Below are 20,731 nucleotides of genomic sequence, written 5' to 3'. Positions count from 1 at the left end.
CTTATCGGACATCCTTTCTTGTTTTCTATAATTATATTTCTTTTGCTATTTCTTTTCCTTCTCTCCTGCTCCATTCACTCCATGAACCTACGTACAGATCCGGCATCGGGAACCCCGCATAATCCAGCGCTAAGATCGTATGACATGCAGTAACACCTGAACCACAGTGAATGATCAAATGCTCAGGCTTATTTTCTAACAACTGGCTGTATTTTTCTTTTAAAATTTCCGGACTAAGGAAATCTCCGTTTTCATTAAGATTTTCAGAAAAAGGAATATTGATTGCTCCCGGAATATGACCGGCAACAAGATCAATAGGTTCAGATTCCCCTTTATAACGATAGGCATCTCTTACATCAACAACAGTCGAAGAATCGTTTTTAAGCTCATTTTCAACAATTTCCAAACTGGAAACAGGAAGAAGCCATTGTTTCTTTTTTATTAAAGAAGTTTTATCAAATATCTCTTCTCCTGAAGAAAACTCCAGTCCGTTTTTTTCTGCAGCCTGCATTCCGCCATCAAGAACCTGAACTTTTTCAAATCCAAAAGATCTTAACATCCACCAGGCTCTTGCTGCTGCATTTGAAGCATTTTTATCATCATACACAATGATGTGAGAGTTTTCAGCGATTCCAAGACCTGAAAGTGTCTCAGCAAACTTTTCTACGGAAGGAAGCGGATGTCTTCCTCCAAAAGCAGCATCCTGTCCAATCTCAGCTAAATCTTTATCCAGATCAATGAATCTGGCTCCTTTAATATGTCTTTCAAGGTAGCTTTGCTTTACCTCTTTTCCTGTTCTTGCATCAAGAATGACAAGGTTTTCTGCCGGGATATTTTTAAGTTCGGATGGGGAGATTATTGGAGACATTTTGTTGATTTTGGGTTTAAGATTAATATGTTTTGGCTGAAGCCTATTTGTATTTTAATATAATAAAGCGGGCTAAAGCCCGCTCCTATTAATGTTTTTCTCACATATTTTGAAATTTGAGCGGACCTCTTTTTCTCTGTGAGATTTATTCTTAAAAATGAAAAATATCCTTTGCTTTATTGTAAGAGCTTTCAAAGTTCAGGAGATTCAGCTTATGCTCTGCTTTTTCAACACTCATAAAATTGATCACCTGTTCAGTAGGCATATTTCCTACAAGATCATCTTTAGCCATAGGGCATCCTCCAATACCTTTGATGGCACTGTCAAATCTTCTGCAACCTTTATCATAAGCCGCTTTTAATTTTGAATAAGAATCTTCATAACGGTTATGAAAGTGTCCTCCGAAGTTAATTTCAGGGTATTTTGAAGGTATTTTTTCAAACAAAAGAGCAATCGTTTCGGGAGTTGCCACTCCGGTAGTATCTGACAATAAAATATCTTTCACTCCGATATCTGAAAATCTCTGTGCCCACTGGTCAACTTCTTCCCACTTCCACATTTCACCGTATGGATTTCCAAAAGCCATAGAGAAATAGATATTAAGTTGTTTCCCTTCACTTTTTACCAGTTCAAGCATTTTAATGATTTCATCGAAAGCTTCCTCCTGACTTTTATTGGTATTTCTGTGCTGAAAAGTTTCGGAAATAGAAAACGGAAAACCAAGAATATCCACTGACTGGTGTTTCAATGCTTTTTCAGCACCTCTGTAATTGCCGATAATTGCGGAAACTTTAGTTTTGGAGCGTGATTTGTCAATATTTTTGGCTACCTCATCAGAGTCAGCCATTTGCGGAATTGCTTTAGGGGAAACAAAACTCAGACAATCCAATACATCAAAGCCAACATCCATCAAGGAGTTGATATAATCTATTTTTTTATCGGTAGGGATAAATTCTCCCCATCCCTGCATTGCATCTCTAGGACATTCGGTAAGAAACATTGTTACTTTTTGATTTTCTCAAATATAATAAAACTAAACTACTTAGTATATTGTACACACAAAGCTAACATTATTTTGATTTTCAAAGTTTTATCTCTGATTAATAATTTCAATAACTGATATTAAATCGCAAATAACGTATTCTCAGCATCAAATTTGCTAACTTTGTTAAAATTTATGATTATCTGATGAGTACAATAGAATTCAACCCATTGTGGAAAGAAAAATTACTGAACCGTTTTCTTAGCTATGTAAAAATATATTCAACCAGCGATGCAGAGAGCGAAACAACACCTTCTACTCCTCGCCAGTGGGATATTGCCAATTACATTACTGAAGAGCTGAAAACCATCGGTCTGGAAAATGTTTCAATTGATGAGCATGGTTATATTATGGGATATGTTCCTTCTAACCTTGAAAATGATGACAGACCTACCATCGGATTTATTTCACACTATGATACTTCACCGGACTTCAGTGGAGAAAATGTAAAGCCTCAGGTTTGGGAAAATTATGACGGAAATGATCTTCTTTTGAACCAGACTACGGGATTCACATTATCCCCTTCAAGATTTGAAAGTTTAAAAAAATATATTGGCCAGACGTTAATTACTACTGACGGGAATACGCTTCTTGGTGCTGATGATAAAGCCGGTTGTGCAGAGATTGTAACGGCAGCGGAATATCTTATCGCTCACCCTGAGATCAAACACGGAAGAATTGCTATAGGATTTACTCCGGATGAAGAGATCGGAAGAGGAGCGCATAAATTTGATGTAGCTAAATTTGGCGCAGAATGGGCTTACACCATGGACGGTGGAGAAGTTGGAGAATTGGAGTATGAAAACTTTAATGCGGCGGGAGCTGTGGTAAAAATCCACGGATTGAGCGTTCACCCGGGTTATGCTTACGGAAAAATGATCAATGCAGCGCTTTTAGCGGCTGAGTTTGCTCAAATGCTTCCGGCTAACGAAACGCCTTCAACAACAAAAGGTTTTGACGGATTCTACCATTTAATGGATATCACGGCAGATATTTCTGAGGCTAAACTTCAATACATTATCCGTGATCATGATGCAGATAAATTTGAAGCGAGAAAGAAATTCATGGAAGGGAAAATCGCTGAATTCAATCAAAAGCACGGTGAGGGAACTGCTGAAGTGGAGATCAAAGAGCAATACAGAAACATGAAGCAGCAGTTTGAAGGCAAAATGCATATTGTAGATCTTGCCGCAAAAGCAATGACTGAAGCTGGTATTGAACCTAAGATTAAAGCAATCAGAGGTGGAACGGATGGTGCTCAGCTTTCTTATATGGGACTTCCATGCCCGAATATTTTCGCAGGAGGAATCAACTTCCACGGACCATACGAATATGTAGCTCTGGAAAGTATGGAAAAAGCAACTGAAGTAATTATTAATATTGTAAAAGCTTAATAAATCATGAAAAAGGTCTTAGCATCAGCATTCATTTTCACTTTTATTTTCGGCAATGCCCAGATTTCTGAATTTCAACGGGCAGATTCACGCTATGAAAGAAAGAAAACAGCTCTGTATAACAAATATCCTAAGCCTAATGATTTAAGAACGAAGAAAGAATGGCTTTTGACAGAAGATAAGATAGCGGCTTACAAAGATGCTTTGGATAAAGCTTCTCTTGAAGATCAGAAAATGATCGCTGCAGATCCTCCGTCAAAAGTAAAAGTCACTAAAGAAGCTGAATATGATAAAGGCAAAGCAGGCTTTCAAAAATTATTATATGAAGCTGTGGAACTTGATTTTTTAAACTTTTCTCCGGATACCTACAAAGCAACAATCACTTTTGTTGTTGATTCTAAAGGAAATGCTCTGGATCCTAATGTAAAAGGAAATAATGAAGATGTAAATGCATTTATTGAAGCGGCTTTTTACCGTATGAAAGATAAAGGCAAGTGGAAACCGGCAGAAGACAAAGGAAAACCAATTTCGTCAAATGTTTCTGTTCCTTTAACATTGACTTTTAAAAAATAATATACAGAACCCGCTACAGTGATAGCGGGTTTTTCTTTTCTATATTAAAAAAACATCATTGAATTCATTATGTTATTGATACTAATTTAACATTATTCTTTTGTATGTATTAAATAATTCACCTAATTTAGATAAAACTTAAAATCACTGTATATGAAAATGAAATCTAACCACTTCAAAATCAACAGAAAATTTTACTTTACTTTTCTTTTATCTATTTTCTGTTTGTTTCTTTTAACGTCTTGTTCTCAGGATGATCCCGCCGATCAGCCTGCTGAAAAACCCGCAGAGTCTGTTCAAATGAAGACTTTGGGAAATCTGACTTTACAGAAGAATGTCATTATTCTGAATGATGAATCGGTCAATGCAATTTCTACCCATAATGAAGGAGAAATCACATTTAGCCGTATGACCCCGCAAACAGACAGTATTTCGGTAGGAACCGTTATTGTAGGAACTAAAATAGAAGGTGATCAGGTGAATACCATTCTTTCAAAAGTAAGCGCTGTTTCAAAATTGAATAACCAATTTAAAGTGCAAACTTCCAGTGCCAAACTTGAAGAATTTATCTATAGCGGAACACTGAGCGGAGTGTATGATCCATCCGGTAAAGCTCCCGTTAATATTGATGGAAGAATGGTTAATTACATCCCTGTAGAAGGTATGGTCTCTGAGCAAATCAACCAAAAAATACTTTCTATCGAAGCAAAAAATATTCAAAACCAGAAATTAATTACTTTCAACCGTTATAATTTCAATAAAACCTTTTCATTTCCTCTATCTTCATCAGGTACATCCTCTGTAAATGTACAAGGAGGATTTACTCCAAAGATTGATTATAATATCACATTCTCATGGGGACACTTATCCAACTTCTATGTTAACCTCATTATGGATGACATCAAGCTTCAGAGCACTGCGAGTATTGTGGGAAGTCTGGGCTATACGGCAAGTACTACAGACTACCTGAATATTCCTATTGTTCCAATCGTTTTAGGACCTACAGGACTGATTTTAAGTCCTACTCTTTCTGCTGGTCCTTTCCTTGGAGTACAGGCTACAGGAAAAGTACAGGCACAACTTTTGGATCTTGAAGGAAATGCTAACTTTCTTGTAAGTAAAAATCCGGCGATTAATATTAATCTTCAAAAGAAATCAGAACCTGCCATCACCAGTGCAGAAGGAAACTTATCTGCTGAAGCCGGCTTAGAGGCAAAAGGAGCTGTAGGACTGATGTTTATTTCTATTCCTATCGCCAATTCCGGATTAAGAGGAAGAGCTTCTGCCCTTTCGTCCTTAGGATTGACATTTGTTCCTGAAAGGAAAGGGGTTATTTCTGTAAAAGGTAAAATCCAGGCTGATATGTTTTATGGTTTTGGAATAGCTCCTCTCAGATATGAAGGCACCATTCCTCTGTTTCAAAAAGAATATATGCTGTACCAAAAGAATTTCAGCTTCTAAAACAGAATATTTTACATCATAAGGAAGCCATTCTTGAAAATGGCTTCTTTTTGTATATAATCTATATATAATTCATTTACAATACATTAAGACAATTTTACTATATTTACAAGGATATACAAATTAAACGATAACATTTAATACCAAATTAAACCATGAAAAAAATCAAAAAACTTTTGAGAAAAGACTTATCTACAATTCTGGGCAGCGGAATAGACGGCTGTCATATGGGAGGCAACTCTTATAATTGTCAGGACGATTGCCAATGTGCCTGGGGATACGCATGCGAAATGTATGAAGACGGAAATCCCGGACAATGTATCGCTGTAGGTGGTGGCGGAAATCCAGGCGGCGGTGGATGCAATCCTCCTTCCATTTGTGAAGAGCAGCCTTATTAATAAACAGAAACCGGGAGTAATAATACTTCCGGTTTTTTATTTTCATCCGGAAACGGGTCTTGGTCCAAGCATCTCTGCCATTCATCAAATAAAATTTCATACTGCGCTTCATCATTGTTGTTTTGCATCAGATTTTTAACACAATTAATTATGAAGCAGCAATTTTTAGCTCTGAGTTCTCTGTTATTATGCATTTTTTGCACCGTAGAAACAAAAGCACAGCAGACACCGGCTTTTCACATCGGGGTCAAGGGAGGAACAAATTTTACAAAAACATCAACGGCATCTTCTTCCTTGGAAGGGAAATACGGGCTAGGCTATCAGGCAGGAATAATGACAAGAGTAGATCTCGGAAAGCTGTATGTACAGGGAGAAGCTCTGTTCAACAAAAAGAAGACATCATACACCTCCCAAGACGGAAGCTCTTCAAAACTTTCCTGGAACGCTATTGATATTCCTGTAGTAGTAGGATATAAATTCATTAAAACCGATGATTTTAATGTAAGAGCATTTGCCGGAGGTGTTTACAGCTATGCCTTTAATAATAATTTATCTTCTTCCAAGGCTTTGCAGGAAGGTTTTAAAAAGTTCGACAAATCCAATATTGGAATTACAGGAGGTATCGGGGTAGATTATAAAAACTTCACCGTAGATCTTAGATATGAAACAGGTCTTTCCAGTATCAGTAAAGAGTTTAAGTCCAAACCCCACAGTTTTTCCCTCGGAATAGGTTATTTCCTGTTCTAAAAAACTTAAATTATCTTTACCCATTAGAAACTGTTTTCCCTGCAGTTTCTAATTTTTTTATCAAATTATTTCCTATTCCATGACAAAATCTTTTGTTTTTAAAGAATACATATTTACTTTTATTTTCTGGCTTGTATTGGCTATTGTATTGTGGTTTAATTTCCAGAGTACCACAGAAACTTATCTTGCGATGATCCAGGCTGCGATTATTGCAGCATTCTCGTTTACATTTACTCATTTTTTAACCAATAAGCTTCTTCCGAAAGCTCTTCGGGAAAAGAAAATGAAACGGTTTCTGATACAGTTGATAATCGTTATTTTCTTGCTTAGTCTGGTTTTCTCCGTTATATTCACCTATCTTGAAGTGGAGCCTAAAGATCATCTTCCGGAAAACTTCATAGATCAGTTGCCTTTTTTATGGAAGGGCTTTTATATGTCTCTGCCTGCCTCATTTCTGATCAACGGAGCAGCATGTGGGGTAAAATTTTATAATGAACACGGAAGAATAGAGCGTGATCATATTCTTCTTCAGCAGGCACATCTGGAAAACCAGCTTAAACTTCTGCAGGATCAGATCAATCCGCATGTGGTATTCAATATCCTGAATCATATCCATATTCTGATGAAAACGGATACCCAGCTTGCAGATTTTTTACTGATGAAATTTTCGGATATTCTGAGGTATCAGCTATATCATTGCAATCAGCCTCTGGTTCATTTAGATAAAGAGATTGAATATCTTCAGAATCTTGTTGAGGTAGAAAAACTGAGATGGGGAAATGAACTGGATGTAAAGGCTTCATGGGAAGTGGATAACAGAAAAGCTTTCATTGCTCCTTTGCTTCTGGTTCCTTTTATCGAAAATGCCTTTAAGTATGTCTGCAGGCTTCCCGGGCATAAAGGGTATGTGAAAATCTCCTGTAAAGAAAAAGACAACCACCTCTATTTCTATGTTGAAAATTCCTATTCTGATATGACAACTTACAAAAAGAAAGACGGAGCGGGCGGAATTGGCCTTCAAAATGTAAAAAAACGTTTAAAGCTGCAATATCCTGACTCCCACGATCTGAAAATTGAAACGAATGATCATATCTTTAAAATAACTTTACTACTAACACTATCTGACCATCATGAGCTCTAATATTCCAAAAATGAAATGCCTGATTATAGATGATGAACCTCTTGCAAGATTCCATCTTAAGGAACTGGCTGGTCAAATTGATTTTTTATCAGTTGAAGGAACCTGTGCCACCGCACTGGAAGCAGATGCCAAAGTAAAGGAAAGCGAAATAGATCTTCTTTTCCTGGATATCAACATGCCATATCTTACCGGTCTGGAATTTCTGGAACAGCTGGAAAATCCACCTTTATGCATCCTTACCACAGCTTATTCTGAATATGCTTTGGAGGGATTCCGTCTGCAGGTTGTAGATTATCTTTTAAAACCCATTGCTTTTAACCGTTTTTATCAGGCGGTAAACAAGGCCCAGCAACAGTTTATCATCAGTGAAAAATTGAAAAAGAATACTCCTCTGGATGATCCCTTTCTGTATGTAAGGCAGTCTGACTCCTTTATCAAGGTTTCCTGGGTAGATATTCTGTACATTGAAAGTATGCAGAATTACACCAAACTTCATTTTAAAGACAAGTCACTGGTTATTCATCAGACGATGAAAGCGATTGAAGAATCCCTTCCTTCAGATCATTTTTTCAGGATTCACAAATCTTACCTCATCAATATCACCCATATCGATATGATCTCCGGAGGACGGCTTTTCATTAATAAAATTGAGCTTCCTATTTCCCGTACCAGAAAAGAAGAACTGCTTAATCAGGTAGTGTATAAGAAACTGATCAGCAAGTAAATAAATAACTTATCATAAAAAAGGAAGGCGTATAAAATTTTATACGCCTTCCTTTTAGTATTTATGGCAGATTCCAGCGCAGTGATACTGCAGCGTAGAATGTACTTGCAAATCTTGGATCCGCTATTTTTTTGTCTCTGAAAATGCTGCTGATTTTCCTGTCGTTTTCGCTGAAACTTCTCAGTATTGCCGTTCCACCTGTGACACGTAACGTAAGTTTATCATTGATTTTCAATTCAGGTCTGAGCCCTGCAGTGATCTGCTGATACCCCAGCAGCATAGATTTTCCGCCTACATTTCTCTCTGCCGTCATCCCGTTAAGATCTACAACAGCTTTTAAAGCAAATTTGTCTGAAAACAGATACCCGGCTTCCATGCCTTGCGGGAAATTGATATTGAATTTAATTTTTCCGTTGGTTTTCCAATCAAAATAAATCCATGGTAAAATCATGGGAACTCCAAAAGCCGTGGTAAGCACCGGCCCTCCTCCCAATGAAAGATTAGGATTAAAATGTCTGATAAACAAAATTCCTCCCTGCCCCAGCACATCATCAAAATTAACTCTTTCCAGGTCTGTATACACTCCCACGGATGCATTCAGCATCATACTCCACTTTTTGCCTAAAGGTCTCATATGCTGTATTCCCACCTGCGCATTCAGCATCTCATTCGGAAATAACTGGGTTTCGTAATTTTTGTGGGTCATCTTTGCATAAGATCCGCTCAGCAGCATAGACCACGATCTTACTTTCCCATCAGTATCTTTTTTTACGGATAACGGAATACTCAGGTTAAGATCTATTCTTTTAAAATCACTTTTAGAATTCGTCTTTGTGCTGTCTTCAGGGCGGATATAATTGGAACCCGGAATATATTCTGTTTTCAGTTCTGCAGAGATTCCGGATTGTGCATTTACCCAATATCCTAGTGGCAATAAACAACATAAAACCGTCGAAAGGGTTCTTTTCATATTTTAAATTTTATGCAAAGAGAACCCTTTGGTGATTTTTCACAAAAAATACTTGATTAAGTGTCCGGATCGTATGACAACAGGATCAAATAAGAGGATTAATTTTCCAGTACATTATTCTGTATATATGAAAACAGGTATTTAAGATGTTACTTTTTGAGCTTTAAAAATACGGTATCCGAACCCAACCGCGATTAATGCCATTGCGGAACGTGTTACCACCATCGGGATGATAGATTCTGCTTCTAAAAGTCCTATCAGTCCTGAAATTAAAAAGGTAACCATCAACTGCATGAATCCAAGTAAAGCAGCTGCCGTTCCTCTTCCTTCTTTAAATGGAGAAAGTGCATGAGCTGACGTGATAGGAAATAAAATACCGATGGCCAGTAACGACAGATACAGCATTGCAATTTCCAGGGCTACAGAAACATTTTCAGCGGCAATCAGAATATGAAGCGAACATACCACCAGTAATACAATAGTAGCTGTAAATAACAGTGTTGAATTGCTTATCCTTTTAATCAGCTTAGGGGTAATATAGGCAGCCGTGATCAATGCCAGGGAGTTAAAAGCAAATATAAAACTAAATGTACTGCTCGAAAACCCATGAATTTCCATGAATAGAAACGGTGCATTTGAAATGTAAATAATAAGGGATGCAAACGCAATACTTCCCACCATCGTACTGTTGATAAAATCTTTGTTGGAAATAATCATTTTAAGCTGATCTTTTAATCCTTTTTCATTCATCAGTTCTTCGTCAGGAAGATTGATTCTGCTATTCGTTTCCGGCACATATTTGTATACCATGAAAAACGTGATGAGTCCCATGATACATAAAAAGGCAAAAGAACTGTTCCAACCCCAGAATTTAAGGAAAACACTTCCCAGTAACGGAGCCACAATGGGAGCGATACCACTGATCTGAGACTGCTGGGAAAAGATGGCTACCGATTTTTGTTTATCGTAAAGATCAATAATGATCGCTCTGCCAATTACAATGCCAGCACTTCCTCCGAACGCCTGCAAGAAACGCATTGCCCATAAAACATAAATATCTGAGGTAAAATAGATGGCCGTAGCACCTATAATAAAAAGTAAAAGCCCGCAATACAACATGGGTTTTCTTCCTTTTTTGTCTGATAAAGGTCCCCATAATAATTGTCCGAAAGCAAATCCGGCAAAGAACACCGAAATGGATATCTGGATATGGCCGATATCGGTATTAAAGATTTTAGCCATACTTGGGAAAGCGGGAAGATAAAGATCTATACTTAGCGACTCCAAGGTGTTGAGCAGTGCCAAAATAAACACTACAATATTCAAATTCTTCTTCATAAATAATATAAGCCTTCACAGGCGGTTTTTCAGCTGCAAAGTTGCTTTAAAAAGCGTCATATTTCAATAAAAGAACTGAAGGAAGTATAGGACAAACTGAGGATTTAAATGAAAAAAAATAAATGAAAAATATTAATTTAAGCCAATCATTATAGTAAATATTGAGGATTATCTTTTTTCATTATTCTTAAAGCTGTCAGGATTTTGGTTAGTATGTTTCTTGAAAAACCTTGAAAAATATGAAGCATCATTAAAACCGAGTTTAAAAGCAATTTCCTTCACGGTGAGAGCTCCAAAGCTAAGTTCTCTTTTGGCTTCCAGGACAAGACGCTGGGAAATCATTTTTTTGACTGTTGTTCCTCTCAAAAGGCGCACAATATCATTAAGATGGTGTGTACTTATTTTTAATTGACCAGCGTAGAAACCTGTTTCTCTGTGCATTATATAATGCCTCTCAATAAGCCCCACCAGTTCCTGAATGCGTTGACGGTCATTCAATAAAGGTTCCTGGGGATGAATTTGCTCTCCGATGATGATACAGAATGCTTTCAGATATGTCTTTAAGAGTTCCGTCCTTGATGCAGCTTTATATTCCTGCTCAATCAGTGATATAAGGGTACTGCAGATCTTTTCATTTTCCGGATTTAAAAAAAAGGGAAGCTCACCTCCTGTAAGTACCGATTCTATATCACAGGCTTCATTAAAAATTTCCCTGCTTATGGCCATTGCATATCCCTCTTCTCCTTCCAGTTTCATGTTGAATGCCTGTCCCGGTGCAATGATACAGATCTGATTATTCTCAAGTTGATAGCTTTCAAAATCCAGTTCTAAACGGCTGTTTTCATACACGCTCCTGAACCAGATGATTTCAAAAAAATTATGCCGGTGAACATCATGAAAATTCTCCGGGCCAGCTGCACTCAGCGTGCTCATCTGAAATTCTTCAGAAGTGAGATGGTGAACCGGGATTTCTTTTTCTGGCGTAAACATTACTTTATTGCAAAATAATCAGTGATAAACAAAAACCACAGCAAAAAAAGTGCTGCGGTTTTCTTACAATATTTAAAATTAAATATAATTTTTCGGTTTTATTGGTTTAAAAAGGCATCCCAACCTTGAGCAGTTAATGCTACCAACTGGTTAGATCCTCTTGCTACCATAAAGTTTCCATCTTCTTTTTCTACGGCATGTCCTATAATGGTAAAATCCGGGTGATTTTTAATTTTATCAAAATCATCTGGCGAAATCGTGAACAGAAGTTCATAATCTTCACCACCACTTAAAGCAGTCATTACCGGATTCAAGTTCATTTCATCTGCAGTAGAGATCGTAAGATTATCCAATGGTACTTTTTCTTCATACAATCTGAAGCCTACTTTTGACTGATCTGAAAGGTGAAGGATTTCTGAAGCCAGGCCATCTGAAATGTCAATCATAGAAGTTGGTTTTATATCCAGTTCTTCAAGAATTGCCTTCACGTCTGTTCTTGCTTCAGGCTTCAATTGTCTTTCCAAGATATAATCGTAGCCTTCCATTTCCGGCTGCATATTTGGATCTGCAAGATATACAGCATGCTCTCTTTCCAGAATCTGTAACCCCATGTAAGCACCACCCAAATCTCCGGTTACCACAAGAAGATCATTAGGTTTTGCACCACTCCTTTTTACGATATTTTCTTCATTTTCAATTCCTACAGCGGTAATACTCATTACCAGCCCTGAGTTGGAACTTGTGGTATCTCCTCCTATAAGGTCAACTTTATATCTTCCGCAGGCAGCCTGAATTCCGGAATAGATTTCTTCTAAAGCTTCTACCGGAAAACGGTTGGAAACCGCAAGGGAAACCAAGATCTGTGTAGGCGTTGCATTCATTGCTGCAATATCACTAAGGTTTACCACGACAGCTTTATATCCTAAGTGCTTCAACGGCACATACCCCAGATTGAAGTGTACTCCTTCAGCCAGTACGTCTGTTGTAAGAACTACTTTTTTGTTATCAGGATTGATAACTGCTGCATCATCTCCTACCCCAAGTTCCGAAGATTCATTGGATAACGGAAAATGCTCTGTCAAATGCTTAATAAGACCGAATTCTCCTAGTTTTGAAATGGGCGTCAGCTCCTGTGATTTATCTTCAAACATAATTTCTGTTTATAAGTGATCATTGATAAATGAAAGTTGATTATCAAGAACACAGATTTTCATCGTATATCATTGATCAACCATCATTCATCATTTATATATTAATTTCTGCCGGGTCGATATTGTGTGGATGGAAAGGAAATTTTTTGAAATCCTCTTTCGATAATACAACAGTTTCCGGGCTTTTATACTTATTCATTGCTTCCACTACATCATCGGGTGGAGTGGTCATTTTTCTAAGCATCATATCAATCCATACTCCTGTAGCTTCTGCAGTGGCACAGTGCATTCCATCCGGTGTATAGAATTTGTGTACGAAACGGTAGATAGAAGAATCTTCTGCACATCCGTCTATTTCCACACTTACAATTACAATCTGATCGGCATAGATCTCTTTGAAGAAAGAATATCTTTCATGCAGGATCACAGGACCAATTCCCCATCTGCTCAGCTGGGTAACCCCCATTTTTTCTTTAGTCATAAAAGCCATTCTGGCTTGCGCACAATATTGTACATATGATGAATTGGCTAAGTGCTTGTTGGCATCAAGATCGCTCCATCGCACTTCAAATTTATGGTAGAAAATCATTTGAAAATCGTTTTTGGGTATTATAAAATAATAATCTTCAAAAATACTCAAATAAGATGGTTTATAAAAATTGTACTTTTGAAAAAATAATCTTCCGCATAGGATTACATATACATGAAACAAATCATTATTATCGGAGGCGGTGCTGCAGGCTTTTTCTGTGCATCCAATCTTGACGAAAAGAAATATACAATTACGATTTTAGAACAGAACTCTGATGTCCTTCAGAAGGTTAAAATTTCCGGAGGCGGACGCTGCAATGTGACTCACGCATGTTTTGATCCAAGAGAACTTGTTCAGTTTTATCCTCGTGGAAACAAGGAACTACTAAGTGTTTTCAGTAAATTTCAGCCTGGAGATACGATGGAGTGGTTTGACCAGCGTAATGTTACGTTGAAAATTGAAAATGATAACAGAACTTTCCCTGAAAGTAATTCTTCTCAGACGATCATCAATACTTTTCTGAACGAAGCGCAAAAGAAAAATGTTTCTATAAAAACAAAATGTACGGTAAAAGAGATTGAAAAACAGAGTGAAAAATATATCGTAAAAACCAATTCAGGGGATTTTGAGGCGGATTATATCGTATATACCACCGGAAGCTCTCCAAAGTCTTTGAAAATGGTTGAAAATCTGGGACATAAGATTGTAGACCTTGTCCCCTCTCTTTTTACTTTTAATATTAAAGATGCATTGCTGAAAGACCTTCCGGGAACAAGCTTTGAAAATGCAGGAATTTCTATTCCTAAACTCAAAACTGAAGAAAGCGGACCTTTACTTATTACGCATTGGGGACTTTCCGGGCCTGCTGTTCTGAAAATTTCTGCATGGGAAGCCATAAGTCTGGCAAAACTTAAATATAACTTTGAAATTGAAGTTAATTTTATCTCCATAGAAATGGACGAAGCGGAAGAAATCTTCCATAATTTTAAACAAAGTAATCCTAAAAAGACTATCGGACAGTCTAAGATCTTTGATATTACCAACAGGTTCTGGCAGAAAATTTTAGATATTTCAAAAGTTGACCTCAACAAACAGGTGGCTAATATTTCCGGAAAAGAAATGCAGAAAATATTAGAAAATCTTTGCAAAAAGAAGTTCCAGGTGACCGGAAAATCAACTTTTAAAGATGAATTTGTGACAGCTGGAGGTGTTGATTTAAAGGAAATTAACTTCAAAAACATGTCTTCAAAACTCCTCCCTAATTTCTATATCGCCGGAGAAGTTTTGAATATTGACGCCGTGACCGGAGGATTCAATTTCCAGGCATGCTGGAGTGAGGGATGGCTGATTGCACAGGATCTCAACAGCTTATAAAAAAATATTACTTTTACTAAAAACTAAACACATGAAAAAAAATTTCGCCTTCTTTCTTTTATTCTGGTTCTTTTTAGGATACAGCCAGGAAAAAACAATTGTTTCTGACTGGACTTCACTTACACAGGCTGTCAATATAGAGAATAAACCTAACTGGAACTTCCGTATAACGGCAAAAATCAGAAAAGATAATGAGGATAATGGTTCCAATTGTGGGTTATGGTGCAGAATAGATAATAAAGATGAGTCTACTGGTTTCTTTGAAAATCAATATTATGGAATCCAGGTAACCCATGAATGGAAAACCTACGAAATAAAAGGAACCATCAATCCATCTGCGAAGACCATGAATATCGGAGCTTTTGCACAAAGCAACGGGGATTTTTATTTTGACGATTTTAAGTTGGAAGTCAATGATGGAAAGTCAAAAAAATGGACTGAAATTCCACTGGAAAATTCAGGTTTTGAAAAAGAGATTGCATCTTCAAATGGTTGGTTTGAAGGAATCCGTTCTCAGAAAATAAAGCACGTAAAACATTTTACCATTGCAACTTCAGATTACAAACCATTCAGTGGCAACAAATCTTTGTTGATCAAAGGTCGTGGTATTATCGGAGCAATGCCGGAGGGAAAATTTATGGATGTTAATGGTATCAAATTATACTATGAAATCTATGGAGAAGGTGAGCCGGTTCTTATGCTTCATGGCAATGGTCAATCCATCAGCGCCTTTATGAACCAAAAAGATACATTTGCTAAAAAATATAAAGTGATCATTGTCGATTGCCGTGAACGGGGAAGATCTACGTATGACAAAACGAAAGAACTTACTTTTGATATTCAGACAGAGGATCTTAAGCAGTTTTTAGAGAAGCTGAACATCAAAAAAACAAAAATTCTTGGCTGGAGTGACGGAGGAATTCTCGCACTGTCTATGGCAATGAAATATCCCGAAATGGTAGACAAAATTGCCTGTTCAGGAGCCAATATATTTCCGGAAGGAGTCAAAGATAATGATTTAAAATCCATGAAGGCAATGCTCGTGAACCTTACTCAAGAGAATAAAGACCATAAAAATGATATCTTTATTGATCTTCTCAATCTGGATTTGAAGTATCCTCAATGGAAGTATGAAGACCTGAGTAAAATTCAGTGTCCATCATTGATTATTGCTGGTGATAATGATCTTATAAAAACAGAACATACGGTAAAAATCTCAGAATCTATCCCAAAAGGACAATTAGCTATTATCCCCAATGCCAATCATTATGTTCCCGAAGAAAAACCAGAGTTATTCAATGAGTTAGTGATTGATTTCTTTGAAAATAAATAATCTGAATACAAAATAAACCATGAAAAAAATAGTAACCTTCGCTTTGTGTCTTGGTTTTGGACTCGCATTTTCACAAACCAGCCAGCCAGAAACTACTTATAATACAGACAATAATACAGAAAACACAGTTACTACACCTGTTGAATATCCAGGAGGAATGACTACCCTAAGGCAGGATATCAGTAAAGTCTTTGATCTTTCCTGTATGGAGAAAGCATCTGGTACATCGAAATCATTAACATCTTTTGATGTTAATCCTGACGGAAGCATAAGTTCTATTTCAACAACAGGAAACAACCCTGCTCTGAATAAAGAAATGGATCGTGTAATGAATGCTTTAAAAAAAAGATGGAAACCCGCCACTAAAAATGGGCAAGCCATTAAATCAACATATAACGTTCCTATGACTTTTAAAAATTATTAAAATGCTATCAGTCAAAAGAAGTAGTTCCTTTTTCTTTAAAATCCTTTTAGTTTTAGGGTTCTGGTATTTCTTTTGGCTGATGTTAAAAATTACTTTAGAATATATTCCTTTTAATCCTGAAGTCAGTTTCCTGATGATTAAGCAGACGGAAGTGGTAGAAAGACCTGAATATCTCACATTTTTCTATATTCACGTTTATACAAGTATCTTTGTTCTTCTTTCAGGGTTTCTGTCCATTCTCAGACGGAATTTTGGATTAAAAAACTTCCACCGGAATATGGGGAAAGTGTATATTTTTCTCATTCTGATTTTCGCGGCGTCATCAGGAATTTATATGGGAACCTTTGCCAACGGAGGTATTTTATCAAAGGTGTCGTTTGTCATTTTAGGCTTTTTATGGTGGTTTTCAACTTTTAAAGCATATCAGCTGGCGAGACACAAAAAGTTTAAAGAACACAAGCAATGGATGTGGCGCAGTTTTGCTTTTACACTGTCTGCAATTACCCTCAGAATGTGGAAAGTAATTATTGTATATTTATTTCATCCCAATCCTATGGATGTATATCAGATCATTGCATGGCTGGGCTGGATTCCCAATATCCTTATTATTGAATATTTAATCACAAAAAAACATATATGAAAATTGTAAATTACACATTGATTTCTTTGATGGCAGTTTCTTTAGCAAGCTGTAAAAAAGAAGGAAAAGCCAATGAATCAGGGAAAGATTCCCTGACCGCAAAGAAAGATTCTGTAGTTATTCCTGAAGTTCACAAAGAATACTACGGAATTTATACCGGTGAGTTTGCCGGGATGGAAAAGATAGTTGACGAAACAGATGGCTCGGAATATGATGTCGATAATTACAAAAGAATTTCTTTAAAGATCAACAGAATTACCAAAGACAGCGTTTACGGACAAAGTATTGTGAATGGCAATCAGCGTCCATTCAGAGGAGTTTTCAATGAGGCTTCAGCGTCTTTTATACTGGATGAACCTGGCAATGACAAAACAGACGGAAGATTTGAAGTAAAACTGAAGGGAGACAGCTTAACCGGAAAATGGAACGCATTTGATAAAACAAGCGTTAAAGCACCTTCAAAAACACTTAAACTGACTAAAAAAGAGTTTGTTTACAATCCTAATTTTATGTTGAATAAAGATTCTGATCTGGTAGACTGGTCCAATCCTAAGGAGTTTACAGAAAAGTACACGGATGAAGAAACCGGAAAGACAGAAAGCTATAAAACATCTAAAAACCGTATTGCTTCAGAGGCGATATTCAAACTGAATGCCTCTAAGCAGAAACTGACGGAAAAGGATCTTAAAAACTTAAGAAAACTTGATCTTGAGATCATCAAAAATTCTGTATTTGCAAGACATGGCTATTCTTTCAAAAAAGAAACCTACAGAAATTTCTTTGAACAAACAGACTGGTACATTCCTGTTTCCAGCAATGTAGACAATGATCTTTCTCCTATGGAAAAGGAAAATGTTGCTTTATTGAACCGCTTTACCAAGTATGCAGAGGATAAGTATGACAGTTTTGGGAGATAAGTAATAGGTGGCAGGTTGCAGGCGTTAGGGATTAGGAGTTGAGGTTAAGTTTTCACTTTTTGTCATCTTTACGAAAAGATAGAGCAACAGGCAGCCTACAGCGTAACACAGATTATCAATCCAGGAGAAAGAATTTCCGATCACAATATACATCAGGCTTCCAGGGCGGAAGCCTAATTTTTCTGCAATATTGAAATACTGGGCAAACTCTACCAGAAATGAAAAAATCAGAATTCCCAGAATCAGTTTCTGGTCATTTACTTTTACAAAACTTTTCACAAAAGTATACAGAAGCATCACCACAATAACATCCCCGAGATAAGCTCTTACGAAGAAAACACCACTTAATTTGGTGGCAATTAATACTTCCACCAGAAAAATAAATATGGTTAGAAGAAGATATTTCAGGCTGAATTGTAATTTCATTTCAAAAGGGAATTAGGCATAAAAAATCGGTATTCAAGGAACACCGATTTTATTTTTAAGAGCAAATATATTATTTCTTTACTTTAATTGTACATCCGATGGCTACAGTTTTTGTCATTTTCACCGGTTCACCTTTTATCAGGGCATTTACGGCATCCTGAGCGTAATATTCGGATACATCATTCGGGTTATCGTAATTATTGTCGATAGCACCAATGTATTTCACGATATTCTTCCCGTTTTCTTTCTTCAGCACAAACACGTGAGGTGTCTTTGTAGCCCCATATTGCGGATAAATTTTCTGCCCTTCATCTACCAGATATGGGAAAGTAAATCCTTTCTGCTTTGCTCTTTCAATCATCTGCTGATAGCCGTCTTCCGGCTGTACATTTGGATCATTTGGATTGATTGCAATGACGGGATATCCCTGAGATTTATATTTTTTATCCAGCTCAATAATCCTGTCTTCGTATTTCTTGGCGTAAGGACAATGGTTGCAGGTAAATACTACAATGAACCCTTTGGCACTTTTAAAATCACTCAGGGAAACCATTTTCCCATCAATATTTTTAAGCTTAAAATCAGCAGCTTCATCTCCTACCTCATAGCCTTTTGCAGAAATATTCTCTTTCTGGGTTTTGTTTCTATCATGATCCGTCGTTGTAAAGCTCAGCAATCCGAGTCCAACGATGAATGCGGTCATTAAAATTTTCAGGTTTTTCATAATCGATTATTTATTGTAGGTTTTCTTTAATTGTTTTTTCAAGGTCTTCCTTGCTCATTTCACCGTCATTAAAATGAATTTTTGCTCCGTTTTTATAGAACAGCGTTATAGGAATATTCCCATCCCATTCTTTTTCAAACTTTGGAATCCAGGTATTCATTCTTTTGATATCATCCAGCAAAAGAACTTCAGCAGTAAGGTTTTTATTTTTAATGAATTTCAATACCCTTTCCTTATCTGCAAGCCCGTCCAGTGAAACTAAGATCATTTTAAATTTCTGATTATCCTCAAACTCAGCATTCACTTCCATAAAATGAGGAAGCTCTTTTACACATGGGCCACAGGTGGTTGACCAAAAATTGACAACCAATAATTTATTTTTTTCCTGCTGGATCCGCTTTTCCAGATCTTCATATTTTATCACAGAAACTTCGGTCTGCTGAGCTTTAAAAACCGTACAAAATATAAATACAGCTAGTATCTTTATTAAATTCTTCATATTCAAAATTAATAAATGCATTCTTTCTCAATGAGAATCAACTTGTTAAAATTTGTTAAGAATTCTATTTATTGCACAATATTCTTTCACCAACTGTTGAATTAATAAAAATAAAATGTAAATTAGCTCAGAATCAAAACTAAAAATACCATGAAAAATTCAAACACTCAAAAGAGAAAGCTTACTAAAAGCCAATTAAAGGAAATTAATGGTGGAGCACTTCCTCCACGATGCCTGCGAGGGTTCTGCATGATGCCTGACTCCGGTGAAATGACTCCAGGTCTTGTAGGAAAAGATGGTTTCTGCTGTTAATCAAACATTATTACTAAAAACTAATCAAACTAAATTATCATGAAAAAATCAAACGTTCAAAAAAGAAAATTGACAAAAAGTGAATTGAAAGATATTAAAGGAAGCGGAAGATTATGCTTTGATGGATTCTGCCGTATGGGAGAATTTGAAGAATGGCAGCTTGGCGCTGGCGACAAGAATGGGTACTGCTGCTAATATCAGCAAACTTATTAGATAAATAAAAAAGGATTGAGGCAGCCCCTCAATCTTTTTTATTGAACAATGCTTCCTCAAAGGAAAGAAAGACATTATAAAAAATACAACTTAACAATTTGAATAACAATATTTTGAATCAATAAAAATAAAGTGTAAATTAGCTTTTACCAAATTAAAATTATTATGAAAAATTCAAAGAATCAAAAAAGAAAGCTTAGTAAGAGTGAGCTTAAAGAGATCAGCGGAGGAGTCAACAGACCTATCTGTCCAAGAGTGATAAGCTGTACAGATCCCCATACCGGAGAAGAGCGCTCCGGAGTTCCCGGGATGCAGGATGGATTTTGCTGTTAACCAAGTTTATACCATGTAAACAGGGAAAATATGAAAAATTCAAACCTCAACACAAGAAGACTCACCAAAGCTGAGCTTAAAGAAATCAACGGAAGTGTATCAGCCTGCGCAGAAGGTCTATGTAAACTAAGAGGAGTAAGTCACTTCCTTATTATCGGCCCAAGAGGTAAAGACGGCTATTGCTGCTAATCAAACTTTTAACATTAT

Annotated in this window: 27 protein-coding genes; 16 read left to right on the top strand and 11 right to left on the bottom strand. The window is 36.7% G+C overall.

The annotated features are described in order from the left end of the window. Positions 1–31 precede the first annotated feature (31 nt). On the bottom strand, positions 32–868 hold the full coding sequence (locus LC457_RS01155) for a sulfurtransferase (protein ID WP_223598260.1): 837 nt from the start codon (positions 866–868) through the stop codon (positions 32–34). Positions 869–1,019: 151 nt separating this feature from the next. Next, a complete protein-coding gene (locus tag LC457_RS01150) occupies positions 1,020–1,868 on the bottom strand; it encodes a hydroxymethylglutaryl-CoA lyase (protein WP_223598259.1) in 849 nt (282 codons plus the stop codon). A gap of 188 nt (positions 1,869–2,056) precedes the next feature. Between LC457_RS01150 and pepT the strand changes: the two genes are divergently transcribed. The 4 genes from pepT to LC457_RS01130 all read left to right on the top strand — a co-directional run bounded on the left by pepT (position 2,057) and on the right by LC457_RS01130 (position 5,736). Then, positions 2,057–3,304, top strand: a complete 1,248-nt coding sequence (gene pepT / locus LC457_RS01145; RefSeq protein WP_149387469.1) for a peptidase T — start codon at positions 2,057–2,059, stop codon at positions 3,302–3,304. Between the two features lie 6 nt (positions 3,305–3,310). Beyond that, the gene (locus LC457_RS01140) at positions 3,311–3,877 is read left to right on the top strand and encodes a hypothetical protein (RefSeq protein ID WP_223598258.1); all 567 of its coding nucleotides are present in this window, start codon (positions 3,311–3,313) and stop codon (positions 3,875–3,877) included. A gap of 153 nt (positions 3,878–4,030) precedes the next feature. Next, a complete protein-coding gene (locus LC457_RS01135) occupies positions 4,031–5,338 on the top strand; it encodes a hypothetical protein (RefSeq protein ID WP_223598257.1) in 1,308 nt (435 codons plus the stop codon). A 155-nt stretch (positions 5,339–5,493) separates the two neighbouring features. After that, positions 5,494–5,736: a hypothetical protein gene (locus LC457_RS01130; protein WP_142717405.1), complete on the top strand. Its 243-nt coding sequence runs from the start codon at positions 5,494–5,496 to the stop codon at positions 5,734–5,736. On the opposite strand, the gene LC457_RS23345 is transcribed toward LC457_RS01130, so the two are convergent. Next, the gene (locus tag LC457_RS23345) at positions 5,733–5,864 is read right to left on the bottom strand and encodes a hypothetical protein (RefSeq protein ID WP_262904038.1); all 132 of its coding nucleotides are present in this window, start codon (positions 5,862–5,864) and stop codon (positions 5,733–5,735) included. The genes LC457_RS01130 and LC457_RS23345 overlap by 4 nt on opposite strands. A 22-nt stretch (positions 5,865–5,886) precedes the next feature. On the opposite strand from LC457_RS23345, the gene LC457_RS01125 reads away from it, so the two are divergent. From LC457_RS01125 to LC457_RS01115, 3 genes are all read left to right on the top strand, one after another. Next, positions 5,887–6,483, top strand: a complete 597-nt coding sequence (locus LC457_RS01125) for a porin family protein (protein WP_223598256.1) — start codon at positions 5,887–5,889, stop codon at positions 6,481–6,483. Between the two features lie 79 nt (positions 6,484–6,562). Then, positions 6,563–7,624, top strand: a complete 1,062-nt coding sequence (locus tag LC457_RS01120; RefSeq protein ID WP_223598255.1) for a sensor histidine kinase — start codon at positions 6,563–6,565, stop codon at positions 7,622–7,624. Further along, on the top strand, positions 7,614–8,348 hold the full coding sequence (locus LC457_RS01115) for a LytTR family DNA-binding domain-containing protein (protein WP_223598254.1): 735 nt from the start codon (positions 7,614–7,616) through the stop codon (positions 8,346–8,348). Before LC457_RS01120 ends, LC457_RS01115 begins: the two co-directional genes overlap by 11 nt. Positions 8,349–8,409: 61 nt before the next feature. Here LC457_RS01115 and LC457_RS01110 read toward each other — a convergent pair whose 3' ends face one another. The 5 genes from LC457_RS01110 to LC457_RS01090 form a co-directional block, all read right to left on the bottom strand. After that, the gene (locus LC457_RS01110; protein ID WP_223598253.1) at positions 8,410–9,318 is read right to left on the bottom strand and encodes a DUF6268 family outer membrane beta-barrel protein; all 909 of its coding nucleotides are present in this window, start codon (positions 9,316–9,318) and stop codon (positions 8,410–8,412) included. A 141-nt stretch (positions 9,319–9,459) separates the two neighbouring features. After that, positions 9,460–10,656: a multidrug effflux MFS transporter gene (locus LC457_RS01105; protein WP_223598252.1), complete on the bottom strand. Its 1,197-nt coding sequence runs from the start codon at positions 10,654–10,656 to the stop codon at positions 9,460–9,462. Between the two features lie 168 nt (positions 10,657–10,824). Continuing rightward, a complete protein-coding gene (locus tag LC457_RS01100) occupies positions 10,825–11,646 on the bottom strand; it encodes a helix-turn-helix domain-containing protein (protein ID WP_223598251.1) in 822 nt (273 codons plus the stop codon). Between the two features lie 98 nt (positions 11,647–11,744). Further along, complete coding sequence (gene thiL, locus LC457_RS01095; protein WP_223598250.1) at positions 11,745–12,797, bottom strand: thiamine-phosphate kinase; 1,053 nt, start codon at positions 12,795–12,797, stop codon at positions 11,745–11,747. Between the two features lie 94 nt (positions 12,798–12,891). Then, entirely contained in the window at positions 12,892–13,386 is a 495-nt protein-coding gene (locus LC457_RS01090; protein WP_047422103.1) for a thioesterase family protein, read from the bottom strand. A 114-nt stretch (positions 13,387–13,500) separates the two neighbouring features. Here LC457_RS01090 and LC457_RS01085 point away from each other — a divergent pair, with 114 nt between their 5' ends. Genes LC457_RS01085 through LC457_RS01065 form a run of 5 tightly spaced genes read left to right on the top strand, consistent with a single transcriptional unit; the run spans position 13,501 to position 18,017 of the window. Beyond that, positions 13,501–14,703: an NAD(P)/FAD-dependent oxidoreductase gene (locus LC457_RS01085; protein WP_223598249.1), complete on the top strand. Its 1,203-nt coding sequence runs from the start codon at positions 13,501–13,503 to the stop codon at positions 14,701–14,703. A gap of 31 nt (positions 14,704–14,734) precedes the next feature. After that, the gene (locus LC457_RS01080) at positions 14,735–16,036 is read left to right on the top strand and encodes an alpha/beta fold hydrolase (protein WP_223598248.1); all 1,302 of its coding nucleotides are present in this window, start codon (positions 14,735–14,737) and stop codon (positions 16,034–16,036) included. A 19-nt stretch (positions 16,037–16,055) separates the two neighbouring features. After that, the gene (locus LC457_RS01075; RefSeq protein WP_223598247.1) at positions 16,056–16,460 is read left to right on the top strand and encodes an energy transducer TonB; all 405 of its coding nucleotides are present in this window, start codon (positions 16,056–16,058) and stop codon (positions 16,458–16,460) included. 1 nt (position 16,461) lies between these two features. After that, positions 16,462–17,100, top strand: a complete 639-nt coding sequence (locus LC457_RS01070; protein ID WP_223598246.1) for a DUF2306 domain-containing protein — start codon at positions 16,462–16,464, stop codon at positions 17,098–17,100. Beyond that, complete coding sequence (locus LC457_RS01065; protein WP_223598245.1) at positions 17,097–18,017, top strand: YARHG domain-containing protein; 921 nt, start codon at positions 17,097–17,099, stop codon at positions 18,015–18,017. Before LC457_RS01070 ends, LC457_RS01065 begins: the two co-directional genes overlap by 4 nt. 24 nt (positions 18,018–18,041) lie before the next feature. Here the strand turns inward: LC457_RS01065 and LC457_RS01060 are convergent, their stop codons facing one another. The 3 genes from LC457_RS01060 to LC457_RS01050 form a co-directional block, all read right to left on the bottom strand. Beyond that, positions 18,042–18,443, bottom strand: a complete 402-nt coding sequence (locus tag LC457_RS01060; RefSeq protein ID WP_223598244.1) for a DUF2809 domain-containing protein — start codon at positions 18,441–18,443, stop codon at positions 18,042–18,044. Positions 18,444–18,513: 70 nt separating this feature from the next. After that, the gene (locus LC457_RS01055) at positions 18,514–19,167 is read right to left on the bottom strand and encodes a thioredoxin family protein (RefSeq protein WP_223598243.1); all 654 of its coding nucleotides are present in this window, start codon (positions 19,165–19,167) and stop codon (positions 18,514–18,516) included. Between the two features lie 10 nt (positions 19,168–19,177). Then, positions 19,178–19,666: a TlpA disulfide reductase family protein gene (locus LC457_RS01050; RefSeq protein WP_223598242.1), complete on the bottom strand. Its 489-nt coding sequence runs from the start codon at positions 19,664–19,666 to the stop codon at positions 19,178–19,180. A gap of 150 nt (positions 19,667–19,816) precedes the next feature. Here LC457_RS01050 and LC457_RS01045 point away from each other — a divergent pair, with 150 nt between their 5' ends. The 4 genes from LC457_RS01045 (at position 19,817) to LC457_RS01030 (ending at position 20,713) form a co-directional block, all read left to right on the top strand. Beyond that, the gene (locus LC457_RS01045) at positions 19,817–19,978 is read left to right on the top strand and encodes a hypothetical protein (RefSeq protein WP_223598241.1); all 162 of its coding nucleotides are present in this window, start codon (positions 19,817–19,819) and stop codon (positions 19,976–19,978) included. A 39-nt stretch (positions 19,979–20,017) separates the two neighbouring features. Further along, positions 20,018–20,173, top strand: coding sequence for a hypothetical protein (locus LC457_RS01040; protein WP_223598240.1), 156 nt, complete (start codon positions 20,018–20,020; stop codon positions 20,171–20,173). 183 nt (positions 20,174–20,356) lie between these two features. After that, on the top strand, positions 20,357–20,524 hold the full coding sequence (locus tag LC457_RS01035) for a hypothetical protein (protein WP_223598239.1): 168 nt from the start codon (positions 20,357–20,359) through the stop codon (positions 20,522–20,524). Positions 20,525–20,554: 30 nt separating this feature from the next. Continuing rightward, complete coding sequence (locus LC457_RS01030; protein WP_223598238.1) at positions 20,555–20,713, top strand: hypothetical protein; 159 nt, start codon at positions 20,555–20,557, stop codon at positions 20,711–20,713. Positions 20,714–20,731: the final 18 nt, after the last annotated feature.

It is taken from the genome of Chryseobacterium sp. GVT01B (assembly GCF_019970045.1).
In the GTDB taxonomy this organism is placed as follows: domain Bacteria; phylum Bacteroidota; class Bacteroidia; order Flavobacteriales; family Weeksellaceae; genus Chryseobacterium.
Note: the sequence above shows the minus strand (reverse complement) of the source record. Positions and strands in the feature narration are given on the sequence as shown.

What these genes read in the sequence shown, in the direction of transcription:
- LC457_RS01085 (WP_223598249.1), top strand. Translation starts at nt 13,501, where the DNA reads ATGAAACAAATCATTATTATCGGAGGCGGTGCTGCAGGCTTTTTCTGT.
- LC457_RS01115 (WP_223598254.1), top strand. Translation starts at nt 7,614, where the DNA reads ATGAGCTCTAATATTCCAAAAATGAAATGCCTGATTATAGATGATGAA.
- pepT (WP_149387469.1), top strand. Translation starts at nt 2,057, where the DNA reads ATGAGTACAATAGAATTCAACCCATTGTGGAAAGAAAAATTACTGAAC.
- LC457_RS01045 (WP_223598241.1), top strand. Translation starts at nt 19,817, where the DNA reads ATGAAAAATTCAAACACTCAAAAGAGAAAGCTTACTAAAAGCCAATTA.
- LC457_RS01040 (WP_223598240.1), top strand. Translation starts at nt 20,018, where the DNA reads ATGAAAAAATCAAACGTTCAAAAAAGAAAATTGACAAAAAGTGAATTG.
- thiL (WP_223598250.1), bottom strand. Translation starts at nt 12,797, where the DNA reads ATGTTTGAAGATAAATCACAGGAGCTGACGCCCATTTCAAAACTAGGA.
- LC457_RS01035 (WP_223598239.1), top strand. Translation starts at nt 20,357, where the DNA reads ATGAAAAATTCAAAGAATCAAAAAAGAAAGCTTAGTAAGAGTGAGCTT.
- LC457_RS01130 (WP_142717405.1), top strand. Translation starts at nt 5,494, where the DNA reads ATGAAAAAAATCAAAAAACTTTTGAGAAAAGACTTATCTACAATTCTG.
- LC457_RS01060 (WP_223598244.1), bottom strand. Translation starts at nt 18,443, where the DNA reads ATGAAATTACAATTCAGCCTGAAATATCTTCTTCTAACCATATTTATT.
- LC457_RS01135 (WP_223598257.1), top strand. Translation starts at nt 4,031, where the DNA reads ATGAAAATGAAATCTAACCACTTCAAAATCAACAGAAAATTTTACTTT.
- LC457_RS01050 (WP_223598242.1), bottom strand. Translation starts at nt 19,666, where the DNA reads ATGAAGAATTTAATAAAGATACTAGCTGTATTTATATTTTGTACGGTT.
- LC457_RS01075 (WP_223598247.1), top strand. Translation starts at nt 16,056, where the DNA reads ATGAAAAAAATAGTAACCTTCGCTTTGTGTCTTGGTTTTGGACTCGCA.
- LC457_RS01080 (WP_223598248.1), top strand. Translation starts at nt 14,735, where the DNA reads ATGAAAAAAAATTTCGCCTTCTTTCTTTTATTCTGGTTCTTTTTAGGA.
- LC457_RS01070 (WP_223598246.1), top strand. Translation starts at nt 16,462, where the DNA reads ATGCTATCAGTCAAAAGAAGTAGTTCCTTTTTCTTTAAAATCCTTTTA.
- LC457_RS23345 (WP_262904038.1), bottom strand. Translation starts at nt 5,864, where the DNA reads ATGCAAAACAACAATGATGAAGCGCAGTATGAAATTTTATTTGATGAA.
- LC457_RS01110 (WP_223598253.1), bottom strand. Translation starts at nt 9,318, where the DNA reads ATGAAAAGAACCCTTTCGACGGTTTTATGTTGTTTATTGCCACTAGGA.
- LC457_RS01105 (WP_223598252.1), bottom strand. Translation starts at nt 10,656, where the DNA reads ATGAAGAAGAATTTGAATATTGTAGTGTTTATTTTGGCACTGCTCAAC.
- LC457_RS01125 (WP_223598256.1), top strand. Translation starts at nt 5,887, where the DNA reads ATGAAGCAGCAATTTTTAGCTCTGAGTTCTCTGTTATTATGCATTTTT.
- LC457_RS01140 (WP_223598258.1), top strand. Translation starts at nt 3,311, where the DNA reads ATGAAAAAGGTCTTAGCATCAGCATTCATTTTCACTTTTATTTTCGGC.
- LC457_RS01150 (WP_223598259.1), bottom strand. Translation starts at nt 1,868, where the DNA reads ATGTTTCTTACCGAATGTCCTAGAGATGCAATGCAGGGATGGGGAGAA.
- LC457_RS01030 (WP_223598238.1), top strand. Translation starts at nt 20,555, where the DNA reads ATGAAAAATTCAAACCTCAACACAAGAAGACTCACCAAAGCTGAGCTT.
- LC457_RS01090 (WP_047422103.1), bottom strand. Translation starts at nt 13,386, where the DNA reads ATGATTTTCTACCATAAATTTGAAGTGCGATGGAGCGATCTTGATGCC.
- LC457_RS01155 (WP_223598260.1), bottom strand. Translation starts at nt 868, where the DNA reads ATGTCTCCAATAATCTCCCCATCCGAACTTAAAAATATCCCGGCAGAA.
- LC457_RS01055 (WP_223598243.1), bottom strand. Translation starts at nt 19,167, where the DNA reads ATGAAAAACCTGAAAATTTTAATGACCGCATTCATCGTTGGACTCGGA.
- LC457_RS01100 (WP_223598251.1), bottom strand. Translation starts at nt 11,646, where the DNA reads ATGTTTACGCCAGAAAAAGAAATCCCGGTTCACCATCTCACTTCTGAA.
- LC457_RS01120 (WP_223598255.1), top strand. Translation starts at nt 6,563, where the DNA reads ATGACAAAATCTTTTGTTTTTAAAGAATACATATTTACTTTTATTTTC.
- LC457_RS01065 (WP_223598245.1), top strand. Translation starts at nt 17,097, where the DNA reads ATGAAAATTGTAAATTACACATTGATTTCTTTGATGGCAGTTTCTTTA.